At 41.7% G+C, this 24977-nt stretch carries 25 protein-coding genes; 5 read left to right on the forward strand and 20 right to left on the reverse strand.

Annotated features, from left to right (window positions below; all coding sequences use genetic code 11):
• Positions 1-290: 290 nt before the first annotated feature.
• Both FFM84_RS03380 and FFM84_RS03385 read right to left on the reverse strand, forming a co-directional pair.
• Positions 291-896 (reverse strand): NAD(P)H-binding protein, encoded by a 606-nt coding sequence (locus FFM84_RS03380; RefSeq protein ID WP_130843403.1) that lies wholly within the window; start codon positions 894-896, stop codon positions 291-293.
• 344 nt (positions 897-1240) lie between these two features.
• Positions 1241-2392: a lipocalin-like domain-containing protein gene (locus FFM84_RS03385; RefSeq protein ID WP_130843402.1), complete on the reverse strand. Its 1152-nt coding sequence runs from the start codon at positions 2390-2392 to the stop codon at positions 1241-1243.
• 128 nt (positions 2393-2520) lie between these two features.
• Here FFM84_RS03385 and FFM84_RS03390 point away from each other — a divergent pair, with 128 nt between their 5' ends.
• Complete coding sequence (locus FFM84_RS03390; protein ID WP_130843401.1) at positions 2521-3114, forward strand: TetR/AcrR family transcriptional regulator; 594 nt, start codon at positions 2521-2523, stop codon at positions 3112-3114.
• Positions 3115-3214: 100 nt separating this feature from the next.
• Here the strand turns inward: FFM84_RS03390 and FFM84_RS03395 are convergent, their stop codons facing one another.
• The 4 genes from FFM84_RS03395 to FFM84_RS03410 form a co-directional block, all read right to left on the reverse strand.
• A complete protein-coding gene (locus FFM84_RS03395) occupies positions 3215-3748 on the reverse strand; it encodes an RICIN domain-containing protein (protein WP_130843400.1) in 534 nt (177 codons plus the stop codon).
• A gap of 15 nt (positions 3749-3763) precedes the next feature.
• Positions 3764-4588, reverse strand: a complete 825-nt coding sequence (locus tag FFM84_RS03400) for an SDR family oxidoreductase (protein ID WP_130843399.1) — start codon at positions 4586-4588, stop codon at positions 3764-3766.
• 245 nt (positions 4589-4833) lie between these two features.
• Entirely contained in the window at positions 4834-5307 is a 474-nt protein-coding gene (locus FFM84_RS03405) for a flavodoxin family protein (RefSeq protein ID WP_130843398.1), read from the reverse strand.
• 78 nt (positions 5308-5385) lie between these two features.
• Positions 5386-6222: an SDR family oxidoreductase gene (locus tag FFM84_RS03410; RefSeq protein WP_130843397.1), complete on the reverse strand. Its 837-nt coding sequence runs from the start codon at positions 6220-6222 to the stop codon at positions 5386-5388.
• A gap of 248 nt (positions 6223-6470) precedes the next feature.
• On the opposite strand from FFM84_RS03410, the gene FFM84_RS03415 reads away from it, so the two are divergent.
• The gene (locus tag FFM84_RS03415) at positions 6471-7868 is read left to right on the forward strand and encodes an FAD-dependent oxidoreductase (protein ID WP_130843396.1); all 1398 of its coding nucleotides are present in this window, start codon (positions 6471-6473) and stop codon (positions 7866-7868) included.
• A 180-nt stretch (positions 7869-8048) separates the two neighbouring features.
• Here FFM84_RS03415 and FFM84_RS03420 read toward each other — a convergent pair whose 3' ends face one another.
• From FFM84_RS03420 to FFM84_RS03450, 7 genes are all read right to left on the reverse strand, one after another.
• The gene (locus FFM84_RS03420; RefSeq protein WP_165444424.1) at positions 8049-8636 is read right to left on the reverse strand and encodes a TetR/AcrR family transcriptional regulator; all 588 of its coding nucleotides are present in this window, start codon (positions 8634-8636) and stop codon (positions 8049-8051) included.
• Positions 8637-8693: 57 nt separating this feature from the next.
• Positions 8694-9284, reverse strand: a complete 591-nt coding sequence (locus tag FFM84_RS03425; protein WP_130843394.1) for a flavodoxin family protein — start codon at positions 9282-9284, stop codon at positions 8694-8696.
• A 19-nt stretch (positions 9285-9303) separates the two neighbouring features.
• Positions 9304-10629, reverse strand: a complete 1326-nt coding sequence (locus tag FFM84_RS03430) for an MFS transporter (RefSeq protein WP_130843393.1) — start codon at positions 10627-10629, stop codon at positions 9304-9306.
• Positions 10630-10877: 248 nt separating this feature from the next.
• Entirely contained in the window at positions 10878-11798 is a 921-nt protein-coding gene (locus FFM84_RS03435; protein WP_130843392.1) for an amidohydrolase family protein, read from the reverse strand.
• Between the two features lie 229 nt (positions 11799-12027).
• The gene (locus FFM84_RS03440) at positions 12028-12549 is read right to left on the reverse strand and encodes an SAP domain-containing protein (RefSeq protein ID WP_130843391.1); all 522 of its coding nucleotides are present in this window, start codon (positions 12547-12549) and stop codon (positions 12028-12030) included.
• A gap of 63 nt (positions 12550-12612) precedes the next feature.
• On the reverse strand, positions 12613-13047 hold the full coding sequence (locus FFM84_RS03445; RefSeq protein ID WP_130843390.1) for an AraC family transcriptional regulator: 435 nt from the start codon (positions 13045-13047) through the stop codon (positions 12613-12615).
• Positions 13048-13206: 159 nt separating this feature from the next.
• Positions 13207-14781: a WxL domain-containing protein gene (locus FFM84_RS03450; protein WP_130843389.1), complete on the reverse strand. Its 1575-nt coding sequence runs from the start codon at positions 14779-14781 to the stop codon at positions 13207-13209.
• A gap of 540 nt (positions 14782-15321) precedes the next feature.
• Here FFM84_RS03450 and FFM84_RS03455 point away from each other — a divergent pair.
• From FFM84_RS03455 to FFM84_RS03465, 3 genes are all read left to right on the forward strand, one after another.
• Positions 15322-15618, forward strand: a complete 297-nt coding sequence (locus tag FFM84_RS03455; RefSeq protein WP_130843388.1) for a PadR family transcriptional regulator — start codon at positions 15322-15324, stop codon at positions 15616-15618.
• Entirely contained in the window at positions 15602-16117 is a 516-nt protein-coding gene (locus FFM84_RS03460; RefSeq protein ID WP_165444425.1) for a DUF2812 domain-containing protein, read from the forward strand. Before FFM84_RS03455 ends, FFM84_RS03460 begins: the two co-directional genes overlap by 17 nt.
• Positions 16118-16265: 148 nt before the next feature.
• A complete protein-coding gene (locus FFM84_RS03465) occupies positions 16266-16772 on the forward strand; it encodes a DUF2812 domain-containing protein (RefSeq protein WP_130843386.1) in 507 nt (168 codons plus the stop codon).
• 58 nt (positions 16773-16830) lie between these two features.
• Here FFM84_RS03465 and FFM84_RS03470 read toward each other — a convergent pair whose 3' ends face one another.
• From FFM84_RS03470 to trmFO, 7 genes are all read right to left on the reverse strand, one after another.
• Complete coding sequence (locus tag FFM84_RS03470) at positions 16831-18435, reverse strand: cation:proton antiporter (protein ID WP_130843385.1); 1605 nt, start codon at positions 18433-18435, stop codon at positions 16831-16833.
• A gap of 264 nt (positions 18436-18699) precedes the next feature.
• Entirely contained in the window at positions 18700-19257 is a 558-nt protein-coding gene (locus FFM84_RS03475) for a GrpB family protein (RefSeq protein WP_130843384.1), read from the reverse strand.
• Between the two features lie 453 nt (positions 19258-19710).
• Positions 19711-20589, reverse strand: coding sequence for an aldose 1-epimerase family protein (locus FFM84_RS03480; RefSeq protein WP_130843383.1), 879 nt, complete (start codon positions 20587-20589; stop codon positions 19711-19713).
• 22 nt (positions 20590-20611) lie between these two features.
• Complete coding sequence (gene hslU / locus FFM84_RS03485; protein WP_130843382.1) at positions 20612-22036, reverse strand: ATP-dependent protease ATPase subunit HslU; 1425 nt, start codon at positions 22034-22036, stop codon at positions 20612-20614.
• 16 nt (positions 22037-22052) lie between these two features.
• A complete protein-coding gene (hslV, locus tag FFM84_RS03490; RefSeq protein ID WP_130843381.1) occupies positions 22053-22595 on the reverse strand; it encodes an ATP-dependent protease subunit HslV in 543 nt (180 codons plus the stop codon).
• Between the two features lie 19 nt (positions 22596-22614).
• Positions 22615-23526 (reverse strand): tyrosine recombinase XerC, encoded by a 912-nt coding sequence (gene xerC / locus FFM84_RS03495; RefSeq protein ID WP_130843380.1) that lies wholly within the window; start codon positions 23524-23526, stop codon positions 22615-22617.
• 65 nt (positions 23527-23591) lie between these two features.
• Positions 23592-24926: an FADH(2)-oxidizing methylenetetrahydrofolate--tRNA-(uracil(54)-C(5))-methyltransferase TrmFO gene (gene trmFO, locus FFM84_RS03500; RefSeq protein ID WP_130843379.1), complete on the reverse strand. Its 1335-nt coding sequence runs from the start codon at positions 24924-24926 to the stop codon at positions 23592-23594.
• Between the last annotated feature and the right edge of the window lie 51 nt (positions 24927-24977).

Below are 24977 nucleotides of genomic sequence, written 5' to 3' on the forward strand. Positions count from 1 at the left end.
ATTTCGCAAGGTAAGACTTGGTGGTCATTCCTCGATTGGCGTAAAAAATTAGCCAGTCTATCTCAGTAAACATACCCAAAATAGGCTGACTAACTTATTTGAACAATTTCTACTTATTAGGAATAATTGTATTGACCAAGTTCAATGCTGTCAACGTTTGAGGGCAACTAACAAATGGTAACAACACGGTAATGACATCAATTATCGAGATCGATTTGTCTTAAGGTTGAAACATGATTAGGAAACATAGCGTCATGGCTTTGTTAGGCAGTTTGTAGTGGCATCTTTTCCTATTTCCGATTAATCCCGAGACTATCACGTGATCCATATTGATCATCATGCGCCAACTTTACGACCAAGTCAGCAATACTTTGAACTGACACATCGTGACCACCAAAAGGTTCGTTGCGATGCGTTACTTGATAATCAGTATCGCCACCATTATCAAACCAGCCCGGACGAATAGTCGTAAAGTTTAAGTCTGAAGCTGAAATCGCATCGGCCGCATCACGATATGTTTGCAATACCGGATTACTGGATAAATTGCCGTTAGATCCAACAGAAGCTGGGATTTCATCATAAATCCCCATTGAAGTAATAAACAAGAGACGCTTAACCCCAGCTTGATCCATCCCATCGACTAAAGCTTGCGCCATTTGTCGTAAATTGCCACTCAATGCAGCAAACACAACATCTTGACCGGCTAAAGCAGTTTGAAGTGCCGCCGTATCAGTGACACTGCCCGTAATGACTTTTTCACGGGCACCATTGATGGCGCCTAAACGTCGTGTGTTACGTGCCATCAAAGTTAATTGATCATCTGTGTGATCTAAAAAATACTGCCGCGTGGTGCTTCCGACCGTTCCAGTAGCACCAATAATTAAAACATTTGTCATATGTGAATCCTCCAATTAATTTCTTTATTGTTGATGACCTTATCATAGGCCCTTCAAGTAACTTCAAGGCAAGCCTTTTTTCAAAACTTTTTTAAGTAGTGCTAAGTTTTATCTCGCCTTAAACAACGCCACTTTATGGCCTGCAAACCGTTATTACGGCAAGATAGCTATACCATATTAATAGAAAAATCCGTAAAAAAAGAGACAAACAAATCGGAAACTAATTGTTTGTCTCTTATTTTCTCCATCAACAAGTTGACGAAGCATTATTATTTTGACGAATCGAATTTATAACTTACGACCATAGTAGCAGGACCAACTAAAGTTCATGCTGAAATAACTGGTTAAACATCAGCACGTGGATCAACACGTCCCATATAGTTATACTCATAAAGCATCGTTCCAGTGCTTTCAGTAATTTTACCATCAAGCATCAGCTTAACACCACCGTTAGCAAAAAATCGCAAATAGGTCGGTTGAATACCCATCTGATCATATTGTTCTTTCGTCCCACCAACAGCCTTTTGCATACCGCTTAACACCGCCTTTTTGGCCCACATATCAGCCTCAGCATGATCTTTAGGTGCATCGCCGTACATATCACGTATTTCAATAATGTCTTGCCAGGTTACATTAAACTCTGCCTGATTATCACCATCTTGGAAAACGTAATGACTAGTCTTTGGAAACGGTTTACCAACAGATGTCTCTTCCAACTTTGTCTTAACAGAGACGCTACCGTCAGTTGTAAAAATAATTTTACCAGTTTCGTTATCAGCAATCATAAAAAATGGTAGTCGCTTGAAACCAAATTTTTCAGTAGTAACAAAATCATAAATATAAATAACATACTTTTCGGTGTACATACGTCCCCATAACCAATGATGAAAAGCTACCAACGGTGAAATATTCATCCACTGATGATCATGATACCCTTGCCCATGAACGGACACCGTCTGCCCGTCGTAAGTTAAAGTTCCAGTGACTTCACATTTAGGCACACTCAGATCAGTATAGAAAAACTCATCATTATCACCTAATGCCAAACTAGATGTTCCCTGACGGAAGGGTTCTACTAACGCACGATAATGTAAATCACAGGCAATATCCGCCATGCTGTCAACATGAACGTCGTACTCTTTAAAATCGCCAGTGCAGTAGTCAGAACCAAAACGAACGTCACACTTCTCTTTACTCATAGTACTATCTTCCAAAGAAGCAAAAGTGAAGTTTTGCGTTGTTTCACCGTTAGGCCTAGTAATTGCCAAATTTAAATTTGGTGCGAAGCCGCCCTTCTGCATACCATCAACAGTTTTTGGTCGAAAACCAACGATGACTTTACTACCATCATCAAGATCAGCGTCAAAGTACCAAACTTCATTGTTACCTATAGCATCAGTATTACGAATGCCATCTTCCCAAGGTGCAACGATATGTGGGTCAATACCGAACTTTTCAAAATCCTGTGGTTGATTCATTAAACGTGCTTTTGCCATAATAACACTCTCCTTAGCCTTGAAAGATAATCAACTTTTGTTTACTATTACAGTATAAATGCGGATAAACAAAGAGCCAACCAACAAATACACACAAAAAGTTTAATAAAGTAGGATGAGAGTAGAACATGACTGAACGAAAAAAAGATTTACGTTTTCGCAGAACGGAAGTGGCCATTCGGCGTTCATATTGGCAGTTAGCAACTAAGTATGGTATCAAAAAAATTACCGTTAAACAGTTGTTAGAAGTAGCAAACATCAACCGAGCCACTTTTTACAATCATTATGAAAATCTTGATGCTGTCCATACTGCCATAGTTACTGAATTAATTGCAGAGTTACGGCAGCAATTGGATCAAGTTCCAATTCAAGCATTGTTGAATTTAACCAATCACCAAACAATACACAACTATTTCACTCATTTGAGTACGGTATTGTATGCACATCGTGAAGAATTAACCGTACTTTTAGCAGTAGACACTGACTTCTTAAATCAAATTCTGTCAATGGATCAGGATCTTTGGGAACAAAAACACCTGACCGATTTTTTTGTTTTACCTCAAGCTTATATTTCAGCAGGAATGACCGGACTGGGCTTAGGTTTAATTAACCAATGGATTAAAAGCGATTTTGAAATCAGTATCTCCGAGTTTGTATCCATCTTAGAAACAATGATGCCGCCATTATTAACTAACCGACAGATTTTTAGCATTAAAGACTAGTCACACGTGCTAACAGCTACACAACATAAAACAGTTGGAACAAAATTATTTTTGTATTTAACAATTGTTAACCCAATAAATATGCTTCAAAATTAGTTGGTTAAATAATTGGCTGTTGTGGCGTTAACGTCCACCGTTGATTAGTTGCGCCATTTACCGGTTGTAAACAAAGTCGCTCATTAACGGCGTCACTGACACTCGTGATAAACAAGTTAGTATCTGCTAACTGAATCGTATAAGTTCCATCTTCACACTGATTAAATTGCCAATGCTGTTGCGGATCACCACCAATGGGGCGTTGCGCCAACAAAGACCCAGCCATTGCCACGTCATCAACTGGCGCAATTGACTTCTGTGTATATAAATCCTTCAATAAATAGTGATCATCGCCTAATCCGATCAATTGCCATGTGGTACATTCCCAATTTCGTGGCGTATATTGAATAATCGGCACATCATCTTCAATTGCCGCATTTTGTGGGCGAATAACTAAACCGGAGGCCACATTTTTGATTAAATAAGCATCCGGTGTTGTCACCTTACGTCGGTAATTTTTGATCAAGCGTCGACCAAATACGGCAACCGCACCAACCAATACGACAGCATCAGCCATTAAAATTGTTCCAGCTTGCATAAGAGCTTCCTCCTTTTACTTGGCGTTCATCATCCTAGCCGTGTTGCGCGTCATCAGTCGATGCCATAAATTCGGATGATTTCGGGCAACATAGACACTGATTCGATCGGAAATAGTGTTAAAATAGCGAAGCTTCGGCTTATTATCGGTCGCCGCACGGTAGAAAAGCACTGCTAAATCCGCCGCTGTGGCGTTGGCCTGATACCCCGCCGTCATCTTCTGAACGCCCGCCATTAGTGGCTGATACGCTGATCCAGGATTGGTATGACGTTTAAAACTAGCAGCCATTTTTGGCAAAAAATTGGTCTTGGTCGCACCTGGCATCACAACCGTTGCCTGAATGCCAAATGGTTGCACTTCTAAATTCAACGTATCACTCCAAATTTGTAACGCGGCCTTACTCGCTGAATAATAGCTTCCTGTTGGCATATAAACATTGCCAACTCCTGATGAAACAGTCACGATCCGACCAGCTTCTTGTTGTCGCATTGTTGGTAAAACTGCTTGGACCATTCGTACCGCCCCAAAATAATTTGTTTGAAATTCGGTTTCAACTGCGGCAACATCGACTTCTTCAACGGGACCATACTCACCGTAGCCAACCACATTGATTAACACATCCACACGTTTTGTTTCCTGCATAACGGCCGTCATAAAAGCGGTGACCGAATCTTGGTCAGTAACATCTAATCGATACCCATGAATATTAGTTTGTTGGGGAATAGCGTCAACATGTCGGGCACCACCAAAAACTTGCCATCCTTTTTGGGCAAATAATTCGGCAGCAGCCTTCCCCATCCCACTTGAAGCACCAGTGATAATTGCGACTGATTGTGTCATATAAATCTCCGCTTTCTTTAATAACTGATTATTTAGTTACTAATATGTTTAAATGTAATACTCATCTCTAAATATATTGGCTTAAGATTGTTTATTACCTTGCATTAAGCATATTATATTAATATCTTTTTAACATGAATCAATAATAACTAAACAATCAGTTAAAATCAACTTTTAGTTTTCAACTCAATTATTGCGCTAAAAAACACCGCGAGCCATTCGCGGTGTTTCTTCGTCACTATCAGTTACTGACATACAGCTTTCAGCCAAGGTTTCATGGTATTTGATGTTGGTTGTGTCAAACTAACCCCGGGCCTAACCGTCATCACTGTTGGTAACAACTGTTTGAAGTCGGCTTCATATTGTCCCGGTGTGCCGGCATCCGTGTAAAATGGGGCAACGATGCCCTTAAAATCACTTAACTGTGTTAAGAACGATCGCACTGGTGTCGAGACCGTCCCACCCCAAACTGGACCACCCACTAAAATCAGGTCATATTGGTTTAAATCCGGTAATTCAGTCGTTAATGCCGGTAATTGATTTGCATTTAATTGTTGTTGCGCAATAGCCGAAGTTGCATACATATCCGTTGAAAATGTCGTTGGCGCAACCGTCAACTTAATTAAATCAACATCAAGTTGTTGGCCAATCGCCTGTGCTGCCCGTTCGGTGGTTCCCGACCACGAATAATAAATAACTGCTACTTTCTGATTTGCCATGTTACTTGCCTTCTTTATTTAAGTTAAATTCAGTTTAAGCCCTTCGAGTAATGCTAAAGCAACCCGTTTTGTAAAATTTTATTCGCCAGCTGGAAAATCCGTTGATGCTGCTAATTCAGTTTCACCTTTATACTCAGCTATGCGTTCTTCTAAGCGTTGAATCGTGTTTTTCAATGCTTCAGAACCTAAAACCATATGCAACGGTGCTGGCGTTTGGGTTGCACTCTCAATAATCCGCGCAGCCATCCGTTCTGGATCACCAGGTGCTAAGCCGTTAGCGGGATCGAGCATCTTCATAAACGCATGGGCTGGGCCATCGTAGGCTGGTATCAAGTCGGCCACTCGCGCACTACCATACCGAAATTCCGTTCGAGCACCACCCGGTTCAACAATCGTGACGCCAATATTAAATGCCGCAACTTCTTGCGCAACGGATTCACAAAAACCTTCAATCCCAAATTTCGCGGCATGATACATCGAATTTCCTGGATAAGCGACCTGACCACCGTAAGATGAGATTTGAATCATTCGACCATGTTGTTGGTCACGCATGTAAGGTAGTACTGAGCGAATCATTTGGATGGAACCCGTCAAATCAGTGGCGATAATCTTATCAACTTCCTTATCACTCAATTCTTCCGCCGCCCCGAACAATCCATAACCAGCGTTATTCACCAAAACATCGATTGTGTGTTCATTGGCAATTCTATCAACTAGTGCATGAATGGCTGGGACATCCATCACATCTAATGTTTCACAAATGAAAGTATTAGGAAATTTTGCAATCAAATCTTGTACCTTCGCTGTATTCCGAACTGTGCCAATCACCGTTTGACCTTGTGCTAATAATTGCGTCGTTATCGAACGACCAAAACCACTGCTAACACCCGTTATTAACCATGTTTGTTTTGTCATCTTCTGTTGCTCCTATCTCTGATTTCATATCTCGATCACAAAACACAGTCTAGACCCTTGCACTAACTTCAAGGCAAGCGTTATTTCAAAATAAATAAGCGAGTTGTCAACTAATTATTGACAGAACGTGGTGATTTTCGTATATTTCACATAGATAACGATCTATAAAAAGCTGATAGGCTTGACGTTTTCACTCAGATCAGCCCTTTAATCACAATGTCATTAAATTTTGAAGGAGTTTCATTAAGATGAAAAATCTACTAATTATTGGTGGCAGCGACGCCGGCATTTCTTGTGGTTTACGCATCAAAGAACTCAACCCGGCGATCAATGTCACGATCTTACTAAAAGATGAGTACCCAAATTTGTCGATTTGTGGTATTCCGTACGCGATTGGCGGCGAAGTAATCCCTTGGCAAAAGTTAGCCCATCGCACTTTAATCGACTTACAAGCAACTGGGCTTAAATTTCATATGAATACCACGGTTACAGCTATTCAACCCGACCAACACACGGTCACCGCCATCGAAACAACAACACAAACCGGTAAAACTTACACGTACGATCAATTATTAGTCGCAACTGGCGCTTTGCCAAAATTGCCACCGATTACGGGGTTAACCACTTCGAATGATCACATACAGATCCTGCATACGATGGCTGACTATTTTGCCATCGAGTCAAGATTGACTTCAGTGAAAAAAGTTGCGATTATCGGCTCTGGTTATATCGGTTTGGAAATGGCCGAAGCATTAGTTAATCGCGGATTAGCGGTCACCATCTTTCAACGTGGCTCAGAGGTTTTAAGCACGTTCGATCCAGAACTTGGTGCTAAAATCCATCAAAGCTTAACCGATCATGGCGTTAACGTCATAACAACTGCTCGGTTAGCTCAGGTTCAACCGGTTGACGATCAGGTTCAAATTCAGTATGCCGATCAGCAAATCGATCAATTTGATTTAGTATTAGTTGTTACTGGGGTTAAACCTAATTCAAATTTATTGAGTGAAGCCGGTGCTAAGGTTGATGACCATGGTGCAGTCGTCGTCAATGATCAATTTCAAACCTCACTACCCGATATTTGGGCCGCTGGTGATTTAGTCGCCACTAAACATCGTTTACTCGGCAGCACTTATCTTCCATTAGGGACAACGTCACATAAGCAGGGGCGCGTGGCGGGAACTAATTTGGCTGGTCAAGCCGCGTATTTTCAAGGTGTCGTTGGCACTCAAGTTGTGAAATTATTTAATCTTGTCGCTGCTCGGACCGGTTTAACCACTGTCGAAGCACAAGTGGCAGGTTTCAAGCCTTTTACTTGGACGTCAACCGTTGACGATCACAAGGCTTATATTCCGGGTGCCAGACCGATGACGATTCAAATCATTGGCGATCGCCAAACAGGACAACTTCTTGGTGCCCAATTGATTGGCGCTTACGGTAGTGAAGTTGCCAAACGTAACGACGTGTATGCCACCGCCATCTTCAATCAGGCAACGGTCGCGGAAGTTAGTGACCTCGATTTGTCCTATTCACCGCCACTGGGGGCACCTTGGGATGCCATCCAGGCGGCAACTCAAGCTTGGGAGTTAGCGTTAATACGTGATGGTCAAACAACAAACCAGCTCCTGTCTGAGCAACAATATTAATCGATTTCTAACCTAACTAATTGTATTAGCCAATCTATTTAGCAGCTATTCAAGTCAGTGGTTGTATTACGCAATATTTTATTAAATAAGCAATTTTAACTCAATGACACAAAAAGAGGCGCTTTTCTAATTGCTAGCTGCTACCTAGCTTAGAAGAACGCCTCTTTTTAATGCCCGATACTAATCGACCTGATACGGCTGCAAGATAGCGGCCAACTGTAAGTCACAAAAACTGTTAACAGATACAATGGGATCGACTGTGGCTGGTGAGATACACCAACTAAATACAATACCGTAAATTTGAGTGACCAATAATGTTGATAAATTTTTAACTGGTGTGTTCACGGTTAGCTTACCCATTGTGACTAACTGTTGGATCAATTCAGCCAACGCGTCCAAGTCAAATTCCCACTTTTGATGGTTCTTAGGATCAACAACAAACCGAATCCATTGACGCGCCATCTGCTCGCCTGAGTCCACAACAACTTGCAAATAGTGCACTAAATAAGTTTGAATACTCGTTTGTGGGTCAGCCACTGCCAAATCAGGAATCGACGTCATCAAGGGCTTTAAGTGTTTCTTGCTTAATGCAAGTAACAGATCCTCTTTTGTTTCAAAATAATTGTAAAAGGTCCCTTTAGCGATTCCGCTAGCCTTTGTAATATCGACTATCGACATCGCTTGATACCCTTTTTCGGCTAAAAGCCGATCAGCATTTGTTAGTATTTTTTGCCGGGTCGCTGCGACCGCTTCAGCACGTTTTACCATTTTCATCACCACTTCATTAGCATATCATCATCATGATACGTAAACAATGACCAAAAGTCACTTTACTATTACCATTTTTTGTAACCACTGTTTAAACGCTTGAGTTGTCTTCGCTAGCTCAATATCGTGAACGGTGTAATTGGGTAGCATTCGAGTTGATGCTGGCGTTAACTTATTTAGAACAATTTGGGTATCGCCAGCACCATACCCAGCATTTGTTGAAAATGAGGCCACCCGTTTATTAGCCAGCTGTTGACCCATTTGTGCTAAAAATTGATACATTGGATTGGCCGGCGTCATGGCCCAAATCGGATGACCTAGTAAAATCAATTGATACTGATCTAACGATGGAAAATCACTCAAATCAAGAATTGGCCACTGTTGGGACTCACGTTCTTCAGTTGCTCGTGCGACACTCGCGGCATAATTGGCCGGGTACGGTTGTTGCACCACCAATTCATATCGATCGGCTCGCAATACGTCACTGGCTAGCTGCGCTTGAGCTTCCGTGTTTCCACTTCTAGAAAAGTAAATAATTAATGTCGACGCCTGGCTAGTTAGTTGTCGTACTGGTGCTTGAGCTAAATTCGTATCCGCACCGTCTGATTGAGCACCACGCCCTTTTGGTAGTTGCGCAAAGTTTATCATCTAAATCACCCTTCTTAATTTAGTTTTCGGCTTTTAAAATACCAACTGAAAAGCCAACGGCAATTACTGCAAAAATCGTCATAAAAATGAGCGACCGGTTGTATGACATAACTGGATTGGTATACTGGCTAGTTAAAGCCACAACAATTGATAACCCAACGGACCCACCAATTTGATGAATCGTATTAACCACGCCAGATGCCGCGCCACTCAATGCGGATGTTGTATTCGCAACACCCGCATTCGTTAGTGCACCTAACGCCATGCCTTGGCCAATCCCAATCACAACGCCTGGTAACGCGATTGCGATCCAAAAACCTTGCTGCACACCAATTAAGGTTGCACCTAAAACACCGGCGAACATCAATATGGTTCCGATGAAAATAATCTGCCCCACCTTCAACCGATCTGTTAACCGCGTCACCCATGCTGCGGCCAAAAATTGCGGGATCGTTTCTGGTAAAAAGCCAAGTGCAGCCAATAGCGGGGTAAATCCATAGAATCGCTGAGTCGCTAACGGCGTTAAGAAGAAGTAAGCCAAACTGACGCTCATGAAAAACCACCGCGTTAAATACGCATAACGCCGTTCCGGATCACTAAATAATGCTAATGGCATAATTGGTGATTTAGTACGATATTCGTGCATGACAAACCAAGCCAAAGTCACGATGGCGATAATTAGTGCAATTGTTCGATAGTTAGTGCCATCAATACTATAAACCAGGGTCGAAACACCAATGATTGATAGTATCGTCCCTAAAAAATCTAATTTTTCTTGCGATGTTTGTGAGACTTGCAAGGTTTTCCAAGCTAGACCAAATAGTCCTAATCCAATTGGTACATTAATGAAAAAGCCCACTCGCCAAGATGCATACGTCGTTATTAAACCACCAATGACTAAACCAAAACTCGCCCCTAATCCACCGGCTGCGCCATAATAGGCAATCGCTTTAATTCGCATTTGACCTTCATAATTATCCATTAATAGTGCCAGTGTGCTTGGTGCTAAAATTGCTGAACCAATACCTTGCATAGCTCGCATCACAATAATCATCATTGCATTAGTCGCCATACCAACGAATAATGAACTTAAGCTAAAAACAATTAGACCAATCATAAAGAATTGTTTTCGCCCAACTAGGTCACCCGCTTTACCAGCAAATAATAGAAAGCCACCAAAAGTTAGTGCATAGGCATTGGTAATCCAAGCTAATGACTGTGTGCTTAACGATAAGTCGGTCGCTATCTTGGCAGTACTTGTAAAAATAATTGAATTATCCAAGATAATCATGAAATAACTCAATAAAACGATTGGCAATACGATACCAAATTTTTCTTTTTTCATTCTTCATCCGCCTTTTTATGACTCAGGGTCATTTTTTATTTAACTTTAACGCGTCCACAAAATACTGAACGCGTTAAGGATTTAATTAAACTTTTCATTGCTGCAAATAAAACTATAACACCAATGATTCGCAAAAACAATGACCACGAGTCATATTTGTCAAAACACACTTCAAACGCTAAAATAGGTAAAATCTATGTCGAAAAGCTCGTTACAGTGTTGAAATTGTTATCACCAATAACCACTTTCTAGGCCTTTTCACTTAATTTCATCCAGTTGTCGTGAAAAATCAATGCCAATTGTTCAGTTGTCAAACCAGCATCATATAATGCTTGTGTAATCACTTTAGCCGCCCCAAATGGTGGCACGCCCAACGGTGCATCGGTCCCGTATAAAACATGGTCGGCACCAAAGAAATCAACCGTTAAGGCTAATGCTTGCGGATTTCCCAGAATCGCCGTATCTACATAGAAGCGTTTATAATCAGCGTAGGCGTCCACCCCCTCAATGTAGCGAATCCGTTCCGCAAAGAATGGGACCATCGCACCAGCATGATGCACAATAATCTTCAAATTTGGATAGCGTTTAAAGATCCCTGCCTGAACAAGTAAATCCATCGCTTTGGTCTGTTCATACTCCCAACTAAACGTCAAACTATTCTCAGTTAAACGTTCATCAAACACGGGATGTAGCCATATTGGCAACTGCAACTTAGCCATTTTTTCAAAAATTGGTTCAAAGCTTGGATCACTAATTGGTTTGCCCATGGCCCGCGTGAATAATTGAATACCCGCTAAGCCATCTGCTGGAGCCACCTGCTCATCAATTAATCGTAGTACCGCCGCAATATCATTCATCGGTACCATGCCGACCGCGCCAACAAAGACTTGCGGATAGTCTTGTACCATTGATTGCAGTTCAATATTGGCTGCACGACATAAACTGACAATTCTCGGATCATTTGCTGGCAACAAGTCCTCAGGATTAAGATTCACCGCTGAGATTACTTGTCGCTCATTGGGCGCTAAACTAACGATATGTTTGCCAATATCTGATAATAGTGGATGTTTCATCCACCCAGCTTGATCCAAGGCAGTTGGTACAATTTCTAAAATCTGTTGTAAAAATTTTGGTGGTAAGACATGCGCAAAAACATCAACATGAGTCATTACTAATCATTATCCTTTCAAAAGCTTGCTATTAACAAATATTTGTCGTACAAAGATAAGCTCTACTTGAATCAATAATTATCTTCTATCTACAGTTTTGTGTAACACACTATATTCATACTATTGGCTTTTTTAGAAATCGTTAGTATTACGAAATTAATCTCTATTTGGTATAGCCAATAAGCTGTTAATCAAGCATCCATGTTTTGTCGGTCATTTTAAATACCGATCAATTAATGCCGTATGATACGGCAGAATCGCGATAAAAATCTTTAACAAAATTATTCCATTGATAAGTCTGCTCCGTTGTTGGTTCAATAACAGTTGGATCAGCTAAGGCGGCGATTAAATCTGCAACGGTGGCCGTGGTATCATGATCGCGTTCAACGGCTCGCATTTTAACACCCATCGCTTTACGAAAGACAAACTTTTCAACGCCAAAATAAGACGCAAAGAAAGTTCGCGCGGCTTGATTCAATTTAAAACCACTGGCTAACAGCTTTGTTTCGACAGTAATCTGATCAGCGGTCAACGACGCTTTGGCTGTGCGGTGTACTGGTCGAATCGGTTTAATTTGAGTAGCCGCTTGACCATCTAACAATTGACCTAGATACTGTGTGAGTTCAGCTTTAGTTCCCGTTGTTGGCAGTTGATACTGTCGACAGAGTTGTTGCAACTCCGTTTTATACCAATAGAAACGTTGAAAGGTCGTCCGTGTCATTTTTAGATCAAACGGTGGTCTTGTTGCCACTTTGATGATCTCCTTCCTTTTGATTACTTAGTTTGCTTATGACGTTTTCAAACTAATGGTCACTTACCTAACCGGCACCAACAATTCACACCAACCTTGAGCAACAAACTGTGGTTGATACCGCTCAATCACTGGCTTATCTGCCATGATCAATTGGTATTGTGCTAAATAGACTGGCAACTGTTGATAAAACGTTTGGATGGCAACCGCCGTATGCGCAACTTTAAAACAGGCATAGCGTCCACCAACTAATTGTCGCCGAGTGACTGGTTCTTTTGACTGAATGGTTGTTGCAACGCATACATCATACCGACATTGCGTAGCAGGTGTTACTTGTGGATCATCTAACGCTATTCCTAAGATTGTCGCCGCTGCAGTTAATTGCATGCGTTTCACCCACTGCTTAGCGACCTGCATGACTGCCTGGTTCTCAGGACCATATTGACCGACACGTCTAAAATAAACGACTTGACTAGTTGGAAATTGAACTATTTTCATGTTTTCGACTCCATTATTGGACTCGGGTACCCGGTATCACTAGCATAACCCGAGTTAAAATAATTTGCTGACTTTTTTTAAAATTAGACCATAAATAAAATCGGGCGGCTATTTGACAAGATGATGTTGTCAAATAGCCGCCCGATTTGTTTAGTCTGATTAAGGCGCATCTTGCAGTGTCCAGTCTACTTCACCACTGTAATCCCCCGCATAAGTGCTTGGTGCAACTTTCAATAAAATTCCTTTACTACTCGTCCAATCAGTCGTGACCTTGGTCGTCGTCGAACCCGATTGTCGCTGCCCATTAGCAACTTCAACCGATTTGTCGGTCAAAACTTGATCTGCACTCCCATCACCCGCACGATAAACTAAATCACCAGCTAAAGTGTGTGCTGTGCCACTCGTTGTGGTTAACGGTGTCGCTGTGGCCATTAATTTCCAACTTGCACCAACTGTTCGGGTATCATCTACCGTCACACCCCAGTCACCACTGGGCGCAAAAGTCGTCGTCTTGGTTGGGATCTCTAACTTACTGCCAAAGTCCAGGTTCCCAGTAACGCCACTCAAGCTTAACGAACCAGCATTTTTAGTCACCGTTAACGTTAGCGTTGTCGATTTAATGCCACTAGCATTAACCGCGTAGAGATCAATCGTTGTACTATCGCCGTTGGCTAATCCAGTCAGCTTGCTGGCAAGATCGGTTGTGGCCGATTTAATGTCAATGCCATCAGTACTTCCAGTGTCACCATCTTTACCCACAACATTGGCCTTTTTAATCAACCAAGCAAGAACATCACTATCACTCATGTCTTTTAACTCGCTAACATCATCCGGTAACACACTTAATTTATCCGTATCGGATGTAATAGCCGGATCCTTTTTAACTGTCGTGGTATAAGTTCCATAATCACCAAACTGATTACTTTCTCTTAGTTTGACGGTACTACCACCGATTAATTTGGTGTCGCCAAGATCAAAAACAGTCGTGGCATAGCTACTCGTGGTTCCAAAAGTACTCGTGAAGGTCTTCGCACCATCATTAACTGTCAAGACTGCTTTGCTCCCATTAGCACTATACGATCCATCATTTTGATCACCCGCCAAGATGTGAGTCGTCTGGTTGGTCAAACTATCCCCTGTACTAGCATCTGCCAGTTGTGGATTCATAGCGGTCGTATTGCTTAAAATAGCCACACAGTAATAATTAGTTTCGGTCCCTGTGGTAAATTTATAGGCAATATATAATGGCATGTCATCCTCAATACTACTTAAATCCACACTAGCAGTATATGTCGTCCCTGACGTTGGAAATGTGAAGGACGCCCCACTGGCTGAAGTCTCCGTCGCGGCTTTAGTCAACACCGACTTTTTAGCCGCACTCTTATCCCCACCAACCGTTGCTAAAACATCAATACCTACTGACTTTAATGAAGCCTTACTATCACTTAATTTTATCGACCCTTTTAACATAAAACTAATACTGGTGGTTGAGCTGGTCACTCGATTACCACCACCGTTGGAAACCGTACCATCGGCCTTAATATTAGAAACAGTTGGATTCGTCGTAACAGAACTTCCTAAATCAGTTCCTGGCACTCGACTAGGTATGGGTGTTGAATAATAAGTTCCACCTAAGGTAGCCATCGCTGCCTGAGCTGATTGTGACCACAGCATCAAGCCACCGATGAACATCACCATGCTTAATAGCCAAACAATTAATCGTTTATCTTTCAAACACACGCTATCTCCCCCTAAGGTCGCTGTCAATTCTAGCGTTAGAATCAACGATTATATCTAGTGAGGCTGTTTATTTCAATACATCTGCCAGTTGTCACAAACATCCTCCAAAGACAAAAAAGCCACTTTCAAAAACTAAAAGTCAGCTAATTAACTTCTTTCCGATTAACGCCCTTTATTCATAATTAGTTTACCACGTTCACAATTAATAGTAAATTTTTTATAGTCTGTTTATTAAGCATTTATATAGCATATTCGCACCATTAAATTATGAGTAACCATCAAAACATGCTGTATCACCTAATTTTTTAGTCATTAAAATTTATTTGTTGAAGCATCACAACACCCAGCTGTTACCAGAGTTAGTTAGCTAACCATTTTAACATTATTATTTTATATGTTACCTTTAATTATCGTTATCCCTGAGATTTTAACTGAATTAGTTAATGAACAAGTTTCAAGTCTTGACAGCATTTATATATCACACTATGATATATCCATAAAAGTTATATCGCATCGTGATATAGGAGGGTTGAAATGACTGAAACCGCATTTTACATTTTGTTATCGCTCTTAGAGCCGCGCCATGGCTATGGCATTATTCAACACGTTCAATCCATTACCAATGGTCGCATCACACTAGGTGCCGGAACTGTCTATGGTACTTTAAAGAAGTTACAAAAGGCCGAATTAATCAAGCTCATTGCCGATACAACCGACAAGAAAGTCTATCAAGTGACCACTGCCGGTTACCAACAATTAAAAGCTGAACAACAACGATTGCAAGAATTACTACACAACGCGGAGGTGCTTAATGATGTTGAAAACGCATAAATTATTTTTAATCTGGCAGAGTGACAAAGAAGCTCAGTATCTGACCGACATGCTTCATCAAGGCTACAAACTTCGTAAGGCACGATTCATTACCCAAACCTTTGAAAAAACGCAATCAACTGATGGCACCATTCAACTGGATTACCAAACAGATTCAGACTTAACCGACTATTTAGCGATTGCGAAAGCAGCCGGCTGGGAACTCTTAACCACCTATCCCGCCTTACAAGGAAAATGGCTGTACCTATACCATCCCGATGTACAAGCTCAACTTTACACCGATCAGCAGTCAAGAATCGATTTATTCACTCGAATTCGTAACCACTGGACGGCATTTGGTGTATTAATGATCTTGCTTTTAATAGGACCATCTTTTATGAACCAGATGACGCTTTCGAGAAGCATCGCGCCGATGATCTTGATCATTGCATACCTATACAACTTTGTTAACCTGACCTACCGAATTCATATATTAAAAAACACAACTAAAGATCTTTGAATTAATTATTGAATGGGCGTCAATGCCCGGTGTCACTAGTATAGCTTGAGCTAAAATTAATTGATTAACTTTTATGACATAAACCTATCAAAGTCACGGTGAGTGGTATTCACCAACTAAAAGCTAAACAACACGGAGGTGTTCGATCATGAAACGTAAATTCAACCTATTTCCGGTTTGGCAATTTGAACGCGAGGCTCAGTATCTGACTAGTATGTTGCAACAAGGTCTTAAAATTATTGACACGACAACTTTTGTAATCAATTTCGAAAACGTTGCCCCACAATCAGGAATCATCCGTCTTGACTATCAATTAAATACCGATATGGATGACTACTTACACCTTACACAAGCTAACGGCTGGCAACTACTAACAACACTACCAGCTTTAAATGGTCGTTGGCTCTATTTATATAACGCTGATTCTCAAGCCCAACTATATTCAGACAATTATTCCAAAATTGATTTGCTAATCCGCCTACGTCGCCGATGGACGCTAATTGCGCTAGCAGCCATCCTATTTTCAAGCTACATGGCCATTCTTGGCGATTCAGTGTCATTTGCTAGCTGGCCGATTGGTCTCATTTTCATGCTTTATCTCATCAACTTTCTAGCTTTTTCTCGCCAAATTTACGTTTTAAAACTCGCCTTATAATCAAAAATGGATCATTCAATTCACCTTTGTATCAGGATAAATTGAATGGTCCATTTTTTTATTTCGTCACGCCGTAATCCAAAACCACCATTTCAGCCATCGTGATTTCACGGTAGAGTCGATTGAACAGATCTTCACTGAGTCGATGTTCAACTTCGTATTGTTGTGACAAATAGGTCCGTTCCGCTTGGAAAATTTGTCGATAAATCGTCATTAGTTCGCGAATCTGGTCAGGCGTATACTCTGGATGACGGACCATCCGCTGCCATTCTGACACAAATTGTCGCACCGTTGTATGCCCATCTTGCGACTTCAAGTCAAATGTCACCGCGTCTCTAAACTCCTGAGAAATCGGCAACTGATTCAGTTCACGAATACCAACATCAATCATTTGCGCGCGCATTTTAGCCATGCAAGCCGCCGCATCTGCATCCTCCTTAACTTTTGGCAAGAGCCACCGGAATACTATAGTTGGCACCAACATACTCAAAATAATCAATAGACTTTCGGACATTAACACTAAATTAAAGTCCGCCGTTTTGACTTGGGTTTCTGCGACGGTAAACGCTAAGGCAAAAGTCACGGCACCATGAATACCACCCAGCGCAAAAATCCAAGCTTCTTTATTAGGCACCCGATGAACAAGTCGCACGTAGACATAACGTGCCAACAAATTGGCCACATATAAACTCATGCCAACGATAATCCAGATTCCCGAACCATTATAAGAAACAGTTTGATCTAAAGCCGTCCGTAAAATCATAATGCCCAACACGATAAAAACGATACTGTTAAGTAGATCACTTAACAACCCGATGAGTTGATAAATATCACTGGCTAATTGTGGGTTGGTAAACGCACTGCGTTCACCTTCCGCATTATGCACTAATCCAGCAAAAACAACCGCAATAATCCCAGAAACACCAAGCGCTTCCGCCCCGAAATACAGGATAAATGGCGTCATCAAGTAGATCACTTTTAATGGTGTCCCATTATTATACGTATTATTGATGAAATTCAATTTAGACCGTAACATGAGTTGCCGCAAATAAACGATTACGACACTAACAATTCCACCAAAAACAATCCCACCACCAGCTGAATAAACAAAGCTTTCCAGCGTCTGCGGATAGTTTACATAACCATTGATGTACCACAATACCGCCATATTGAGTAAAATGATTCCAGAAGCATCATTGAATAGCGACTCTAACTTTAAACTCGTTTCTTCACGTCGAGGTAAAACTAAGCCCATCGTCACCGATTCCGTCGCGGTTGCATCAGTCGGTGTACTAATCGCCGCTAAAATAAACGCTAACGGCAGTCCTAATCCGGTTAGCCAGTGCGTACCAAGGCCCGCGACCACCGCACAAAGAACGACCATACCAACTGTTAAACTAATGATTTCTTTAACATGACGACCCACTAGATTTAATCGTGTATTTTGCCCTTCAAAATACAATAATGGCGCGACAATTAGGCCAATGAAGATTTCTGAATTAAATTCTTCTACTAACCCATTTAGGAATGGGATTACCGCAATAATGGCCCCAATCAGCATACTTACATAGTTAACCGACAGCCGCGGCAACCAACGCCGATTGATGATAATACTCACCATCGCTGCCACGACTAACGCCCCTGTCGAAATGACTAACCCCATTGAATCTCCACCTTCTTTAATTAAACTATCTAATATTAATTATTATAAGTTTGGTAATACTTGTAAAGTAGATACACCTCAGTTTGACTTATTTCGTGATCAAATTACATTTAAAAACATCAAAAAGTCCAGCATGGTAATGACACTTTCCATGTTAGACTATTTGATTTAATTAGCCCTACATGCGTGGGGAATACACTAAAAACAAACGCCGCCATAACGGCATTGTATTTTCTTAAAACCAATGAGTTTCTATTTCTAAAACTAACCAAGATACCGCTGTGCACGCGCATTAATTTCAGTTACTATTGGTCCTTTTGCATCAGCATAGTCCTGCATCGTTGACCAGTTCTGCTGGGCTAATCGAATTTTAGTTTGCTGATATTTTAAACGATCCGTTTCATTAATTCGTAACCAATCCCGAAAATTTAACATTCGCTGTGCCTCTAGACACCCTTGACTAAAAACATGCAAATGTAAATTATGTTCGGGACCATAAAACATTCGATGTTGATACCAATCTGGCTCACGAATTCGCAGTACATAACCAGCCACAACTAACTTGGTCACATAAGCCGCCTCATCTGCCGAATCTGGTACTATCAGTAAAATATCAATGATGGGCTTTGCAGTGAGTCCTGGTACCGAAGTAGAACCTACATGCTCAATCTTCAAAGCAGTTGCCCCTAGTGTATCCTTAATTTTTGTCTGTTCTTGTTGAAAATCAATTTTCCACTGCGAGCAGTAGCCCACCAATTTAACTTGTGGGTTCGTTTCAATTGGCCCAATTGTCACTTTTTTTAAATCATCTAATGAAGCCATCTTACGACCTCCTATATTAAATTAATGCTGTAGTCCGGCTAGATAATATCTATCACAATTTCCAATTTCAATGATTCTTTTAACTTTAATTTATTACAAAAAACATCCCTACGTGCGTGGGGAATACTCAATGTCAGGACTTTTGACGGTTTTATAGTCGGGATCATCCCTACAATGCGTAGGGAATACTTTCGATAAACTGGCGGAGTCACTGGCTCAGTAGGATCATCCCTACGTGCGTGGGGAATACACTAAACAAACGCCGCCACAACAGCGTTTCATTTTTCCAAAATCCCGGTTTTACATCACTTTGCACTTAAGCACCAAATCCATAATCTCAGTATAAAGCTCCCACGTTAAATTCTCCACACTCACCCCTCAATTAATTTAAATCACAAAAAAGCCGACCAATTCCAGAGAATCAGTCGGCACTTTGATCAAAATAATCAATTTTTAGAAGAACTTCACTGCATATTTTGCATCAAACGTTTGGTTAGGCGCTAATTTGTTAATACCCATCTTATGGCTCAATTGACCATCATGATTGACGTTGTCCGCAATCCCCCACCATGGTTCCAAACAAACAAATGGCGCATCTTTAGGATATGGTGACCACATGCCCACGTATGGCGCATCTTCAATGGTCATGGCAACCCCATGATCATTTAAATCAGAGCTCAACAATAACGTGGTTTCTTCATGGTCTAAATTCAAGATAACCGCGTCATCTTTGAACAAGTCGCGGGTCAATGGCAATGGTTTGGTCAAATCTAAGTCCGTGCTATTATCAATATCATTATATGGCGCTTGTAATGGAATATGTTGATAGACCTTCTTAGGCGCAACCGTGACTTGATAGTTGGCCAAATCACCTTCTGGCGCATCCAATGGCACGTTAAACGCTGGATGACCACCGATTGAGAATAACAAGTCTTGGTTAGCAGGATTATGCACATCATAACCAATCGTTAATTCATGATCAGTCAACGTGTAGATCAACCGTAACCGGAAGGCAAATGGATAAACTTTCCGCGTTTCTGCACTATCCGTCAATTCAAGCGTTGCTGAAGTTGCGGTTTGTTTAACCACGCGGAAGTCATGGTCCCGCGCAAAACCGTGTTGCCCCATTGGATAGCTTTGACCAGCTACCGTAAATTGATCATCTTTAAGACGACCAACAAATGGGAATAATACGGGCGCATGGCGACCCCAATATTTAGGATTGGCTTGCCACATGTATTCCAAGCCTTCGTTACTCTTGACACTACTTAATTCAGCACCGGCTTCATTAATCTGCACGGTGAGGTAATCATTTTTCAATTCAACTGTCATTGACCCGAACTCCCTTGTTAGTTTAGAGGATATAACGACTTAAATCTTTATCTTTAGCGATATTACCGATCCGTTCGTTGACGTAGTTTTCAGTAATTGTCACTTCACCCATTTCCATATCTGGACCTTCATAGAGTAATTCTTCAAGTAATTTCTCTAAAACGGTGTGCAAACGCCGGGCCCCGATATTTTGGGTTTCATGATTAACTTTATACGCAATTTCGGCAATGGCTTCGATTGCTTCAATCGTAAACGTCACTTTGATATTATCCGTCCCGATTAATGCGATGTATTGCTTGATCAAGGCATTCTTAGGTTCGGTTAGAATCTTGACAAAGTCTTCTTTAGATAAGTCATCTAATTCCACCCGAATTGGGAAACGACCTTGCAATTCAGCAATCAAATCACTTGGTTTGCTTTCCGCAAAAGCACCGGAAGCGACAAATAGGATATGATCCGTATTGATTGGCCCATATTTGGTTGAAATTTGTGAACCTTCAACGATTGGTAAAATATCACGTTGAACCCCTTCGCGAGAAACTTCACCGGAACTTTGTTGACCACCAGCGGTAATCTTATCGATTTCATCGATAAAGATAATCCCGGTATTTTCAGCCCGCACAATCGCGTCATGATAAATATCGGCACTATTGACTAGTTTTTCAGACTCTTCTTTAACTAGAATTTCCCGAGCTTCACTCACTGGCATCGACCGTTTGATCCGCTTCTTAGGCATGATTTGACCCAACGTATCGCCTAAATCAATCCCCATTTGACCGAGCATGTTATTGTTGCCAGCCGCATTTTGTTGCGGATCATCCATTTCGATCGTGACTTCGGTATTTTCTAATTGACCGGTTTTCAACTGATCCGCCACGGATAACCGTTGATTACGCACTTCATCGGTCACTTCTTCTTGACTATCATCAGTTCCATTAGGCATTTGGCCATTTTGCATCTGACTCAACATGTTCATCATGTTTTGGAAGTCATTACCGTTATTATTACGTTTATTTTGTTGTTTTTGAATTGGGACAAGTAACTTAACCAACCGTTTGTCCGCAGCTCGAACCGCCTTGGCACGCACGCCAGAATAAGCTTGTTCTTTTTCCATTTGAATCGCAACATCAACTAAGTCCCGGACCATCGATTCAACATCGCGGCCAACGTAACCAACTTCGGTAAACTTCGTTGCTTCTACTTTGACAAATGGTGCTTGAACAATTTTAGCCAACCGCCGGGCAATTTCGGTTTTCCCGACCCCGGTTGGTCCAATCATTAACATGTTTTTAGGGGTAATTTCCGCTTGCATATCTTCGGACAATTCCATCCGCCGATAGCGATTACGTAAGGCAATGGCAACCGCTTTTTTTGCGGCGCCTTGCCCAATGACATAATTATCAAGTTCAGCAACAATTTGCTTAGGGGTTTTATCAATGGTTTCCATACTCAACGACTCCTTTTTATAAGGCTTCTGAAATAACGTTATGGTTGGTGAAGATATCGATGTCACCGGCAATATTAATCGCCGCTTCCGCAATTTCTTGCGCGCTCATATTGTCCGTGTGATCTTGCATCGCCCGAGCAGCGGCTAAGGCAAAGTTACCACCAGAACCAATCGCTAACACATCATTGTCTGGGGCAATGACTTCACCACTCCCAGAAACCAATAACATTTCATCTTTATTCATGACGATTAGTAACGCTTCAAGCTTTTGTAAGGCTTGATCACTACGCCATTCTTGGGCGAGCTCAACTGCAGCCCGTTGTAAATTACCGGAATATTCGTTGAGTTTCTTTTCAAATCGATCTTCGAGGTTGAACGCATCTGCCACACTACCGGCAAACCCAACGACAACCTCATTATTATAAATTCGACGAACTTTATGAGCAGTGCCTTTCATGACCACTTTTTCGCCCATCGTTACTTGACCGTCGCCGGCCATCGCATTATGGCCATTTTGACGAACGGCACAAATTGTTGTTGCTTCAAATTTTACTGGCATTAACTTGCACTCCTTTGAATTAATCCCGCGTCGCGCGGGGGAAAAAGTTACGATAATCTTGTTGCAAATGCTCTTTAGTCACGTGCGCATAGATTTGCGTCGTTGACAGACTCGTGTGGCCTAATAACTCTTGGACCGTCCGTAAATCGGCTCCATTATTCAGCATCTGAGTGGCAAACGTGTGTCGTAACATATGGGGATGAACCTTGGCAGTCAAGCTGCTTTTCTTCACCATTTGATTTAAGACGTACTCGATCCCACCGCCGGTAATCGCACCACCATGTCGATTAATAAACACGTTTTGATGCGTCTGATGGTAAGTTGCCATTACCGGGGTTCGGCAAGCATCAAAATAGGTCTTCAACGCTTGCGCCGCGTAACGTCCGAACGGCACGTAGCGTTCCTTGTCACCCTTCCCACGAATCAGCATCATTTTCAGCTCAAAATCAATATCCTGGATTTGGAGATCGACACATTCACTGAGTCGAATTCCAGTGCCATACAAGACTTCAAGTAACGCAGCATTCCGCGGTCCCATAATCGTTTCGTCAGCGTAGACTTGCTTGAACAAAACATCAAGTTCTTTTTGATAAAAGAACCGTGGTAATCGTGCCGCGTGCTTCTTCAGTTGGACATACACAAATGGATTCAATTTTGCAAGGTCATTTTTAACCAAAAAGTTATAAAACGACCTTAGACTAGAAACTTTTCGTGCAATTGAATTTCGAGTTAAATGGCGGTCATACAGCGAACTTAAGTAAACGTTCACATCCAAATGGTCAACGGCTGCATAGGCTTTCGACCCACCGTTTTCCGTTAAAAAATCGGTAAAAGCTTGAATATCTTCACGATAAGCCGCTGCCGTTTCTTCGGAATACTGCCGTTCCACCCGAATATACTTTAAAAATAAGTCTAAATAAGCTGCCTCCATTAAAAAACCTCCATCCGATGCTTACTTTAGCAAAGTCTGGAGGAAAATACAATCAAGAGATCGGTTTATTGGTCAACTTTAGTCAAAGTTAACGTTTCAGCCTTAAAATCAGCTAATTCAGCTAATGCGCGTTCAGATAAAGCAGTATTGCGTTCACGTTTATCACGAATGCGTTGCTTTAATTTCGGCACGATCCCAAAGTTAGCATTCATTGGTTGGAAGTTGTTGGCATTCGTGTGCGTAATATAATGCGCCATTGCACCAACCATGGTGTGTTTAGGGAAGACAACCGGGTCTAAGCCTAATGCTAACCGGGCCGCATTGGTCCCTGCAACAATCCCACTGGCGGCACTTTCAATATAACCTTCCACCCCAGTCATTTGACCGGCAAAGAATAAGTCATCGCGTTGTTGGGTTTGATAAGTGGGTTGTAATAATTTTGGTGACTTCATGAACGTATTGCGGTGCATGACCCCATAACGAACAAATTCAACGTTTTCTAATCCAGGGATTAAGCTAAAGACCCGCTTTTGTTCACCCCATTTTAAATGGGTTTGGAACCCAACGATGTTGAATAGCTCACCAGAAGCGTCATCTTGGCGTAATTGAACCACCGCGAACGGTTGGCGACCTGTCTTTGGATCTTCCAACCCGACCGGCTTGAGTGGCCCAAATAACATCGTTTGACGACCACGTTGGGCCATCACTTCAATGGGCATACAGCCTTCAAAAACTTCGGAGTTTTCAAAATCATGGGCTTCGGCCATTTCGGCATGAATCAAAGCATCGTAGAACCGATCAAATTCTTCTTCGGTCATCGGACAATTCAAGTAAGCCGCTTCGCCACGATCATAACGTGACTTCAAGTAAACTTTGTCCATGTCGATCGAATCTTTGGTCAAAATTGGCGCAGCCGCGTCAAAGAAGTGTAAGTCATCTTCGTCATTAAATGCTTGAATCGACTTTGCAAGAGACGCCGCTGTTAAAGGACCGGTCGCCACGACGGTGATCCCTTCAGGTAATGTTGTGATTTCTTGGTTAATCACTTCGACATTTGGTAATGAAGTGATTTTATCAGTAATTTCTTGTGAAAACGTATCCCGGTCGACGGCTAAAGCGCCACCGGCTGGCACAGCATGATTTTCAGCGGCTGTCATCACGACTGAATCTAATTGACGCATTTCAGCCTTTAATAAGCCAGCAGCGTTGCTCAATTGATTGGCGCGCAAAGAGTTCGTACAAACAAGTTCCGCAAATTTTTCAGTATGGTGTGCTGGCGTCATCTTGGTTGGTCGCATTTCATAAATGCGCACGTTGACGCCCATATTTGCAATTTGCCATGCAGCTTCAGAACCGGCTAAGCCAGCCCCGATCACATTGACGGTTGGTATTGATGCCATATCCACATTGCCTCTTTTCATTTAATGGTACCGTTGATAGTACTAGCCTTA

It is taken from the genome of Lactiplantibacillus mudanjiangensis (assembly GCF_005405385.1).
Taxonomy (GTDB): domain Bacteria; phylum Bacillota; class Bacilli; order Lactobacillales; family Lactobacillaceae; genus Lactiplantibacillus; species Lactiplantibacillus mudanjiangensis.

What these genes read in the sequence shown, in the direction of transcription:
- FFM84_RS03480 (WP_130843383.1), bottom strand. Translation starts at nt 20,589, where the DNA reads ATGACAGTTGAATTGAAAAATGATTACCTCACCGTGCAGATTAATGAA.
- FFM84_RS03395 (WP_130843400.1), bottom strand. Translation starts at nt 3,748, where the DNA reads ATGCAAGCTGGAACAATTTTAATGGCTGATGCTGTCGTATTGGTTGGT.
- FFM84_RS03400 (WP_130843399.1), bottom strand. Translation starts at nt 4,588, where the DNA reads ATGACACAATCAGTCGCAATTATCACTGGTGCTTCAAGTGGGATGGGG.
- FFM84_RS03410 (WP_130843397.1), bottom strand. Translation starts at nt 6,222, where the DNA reads ATGACAAAACAAACATGGTTAATAACGGGTGTTAGCAGTGGTTTTGGT.
- xerC (WP_130843380.1), bottom strand. Translation starts at nt 23,526, where the DNA reads ATGGAGGCAGCTTATTTAGACTTATTTTTAAAGTATATTCGGGTGGAA.
- FFM84_RS03465 (WP_130843386.1), top strand. Translation starts at nt 16,266, where the DNA reads ATGAAACGTAAATTCAACCTATTTCCGGTTTGGCAATTTGAACGCGAG.
- FFM84_RS03380 (WP_130843403.1), bottom strand. Translation starts at nt 896, where the DNA reads ATGACAAATGTTTTAATTATTGGTGCTACTGGAACGGTCGGAAGCACC.
- FFM84_RS03445 (WP_130843390.1), bottom strand. Translation starts at nt 13,047, where the DNA reads ATGAAAATAGTTCAATTTCCAACTAGTCAAGTCGTTTATTTTAGACGT.
- FFM84_RS03390 (WP_130843401.1), top strand. Translation starts at nt 2,521, where the DNA reads ATGACTGAACGAAAAAAAGATTTACGTTTTCGCAGAACGGAAGTGGCC.
- hslV (WP_130843381.1), bottom strand. Translation starts at nt 22,595, where the DNA reads ATGCCAGTAAAATTTGAAGCAACAACAATTTGTGCCGTTCGTCAAAAT.
- FFM84_RS03435 (WP_130843392.1), bottom strand. Translation starts at nt 11,798, where the DNA reads ATGACTCATGTTGATGTTTTTGCGCATGTCTTACCACCAAAATTTTTA.
- trmFO (WP_130843379.1), bottom strand. Translation starts at nt 24,926, where the DNA reads ATGGCATCAATACCAACCGTCAATGTGATCGGGGCTGGCTTAGCCGGT.
- FFM84_RS03430 (WP_130843393.1), bottom strand. Translation starts at nt 10,629, where the DNA reads ATGAAAAAAGAAAAATTTGGTATCGTATTGCCAATCGTTTTATTGAGT.
- FFM84_RS03385 (WP_130843402.1), bottom strand. Translation starts at nt 2,392, where the DNA reads ATGGCAAAAGCACGTTTAATGAATCAACCACAGGATTTTGAAAAGTTC.
- FFM84_RS03420 (WP_165444424.1), bottom strand. Translation starts at nt 8,636, where the DNA reads ATGGTAAAACGTGCTGAAGCGGTCGCAGCGACCCGGCAAAAAATACTA.
- FFM84_RS03415 (WP_130843396.1), top strand. Translation starts at nt 6,471, where the DNA reads ATGAAAAATCTACTAATTATTGGTGGCAGCGACGCCGGCATTTCTTGT.
- FFM84_RS03455 (WP_130843388.1), top strand. Translation starts at nt 15,322, where the DNA reads ATGACTGAAACCGCATTTTACATTTTGTTATCGCTCTTAGAGCCGCGC.
- FFM84_RS03475 (WP_130843384.1), bottom strand. Translation starts at nt 19,257, where the DNA reads ATGGCTTCATTAGATGATTTAAAAAAAGTGACAATTGGGCCAATTGAA.
- FFM84_RS03405 (WP_130843398.1), bottom strand. Translation starts at nt 5,307, where the DNA reads ATGGCAAATCAGAAAGTAGCAGTTATTTATTATTCGTGGTCGGGAACC.
- FFM84_RS03470 (WP_130843385.1), bottom strand. Translation starts at nt 18,435, where the DNA reads ATGGGGTTAGTCATTTCGACAGGGGCGTTAGTCGTGGCAGCGATGGTG.
- FFM84_RS03425 (WP_130843394.1), bottom strand. Translation starts at nt 9,284, where the DNA reads ATGATAAACTTTGCGCAACTACCAAAAGGGCGTGGTGCTCAATCAGAC.
- hslU (WP_130843382.1), bottom strand. Translation starts at nt 22,036, where the DNA reads ATGGAAACCATTGATAAAACCCCTAAGCAAATTGTTGCTGAACTTGAT.
- FFM84_RS03460 (WP_165444425.1), top strand. Translation starts at nt 15,602, where the DNA reads ATGTTGAAAACGCATAAATTATTTTTAATCTGGCAGAGTGACAAAGAA.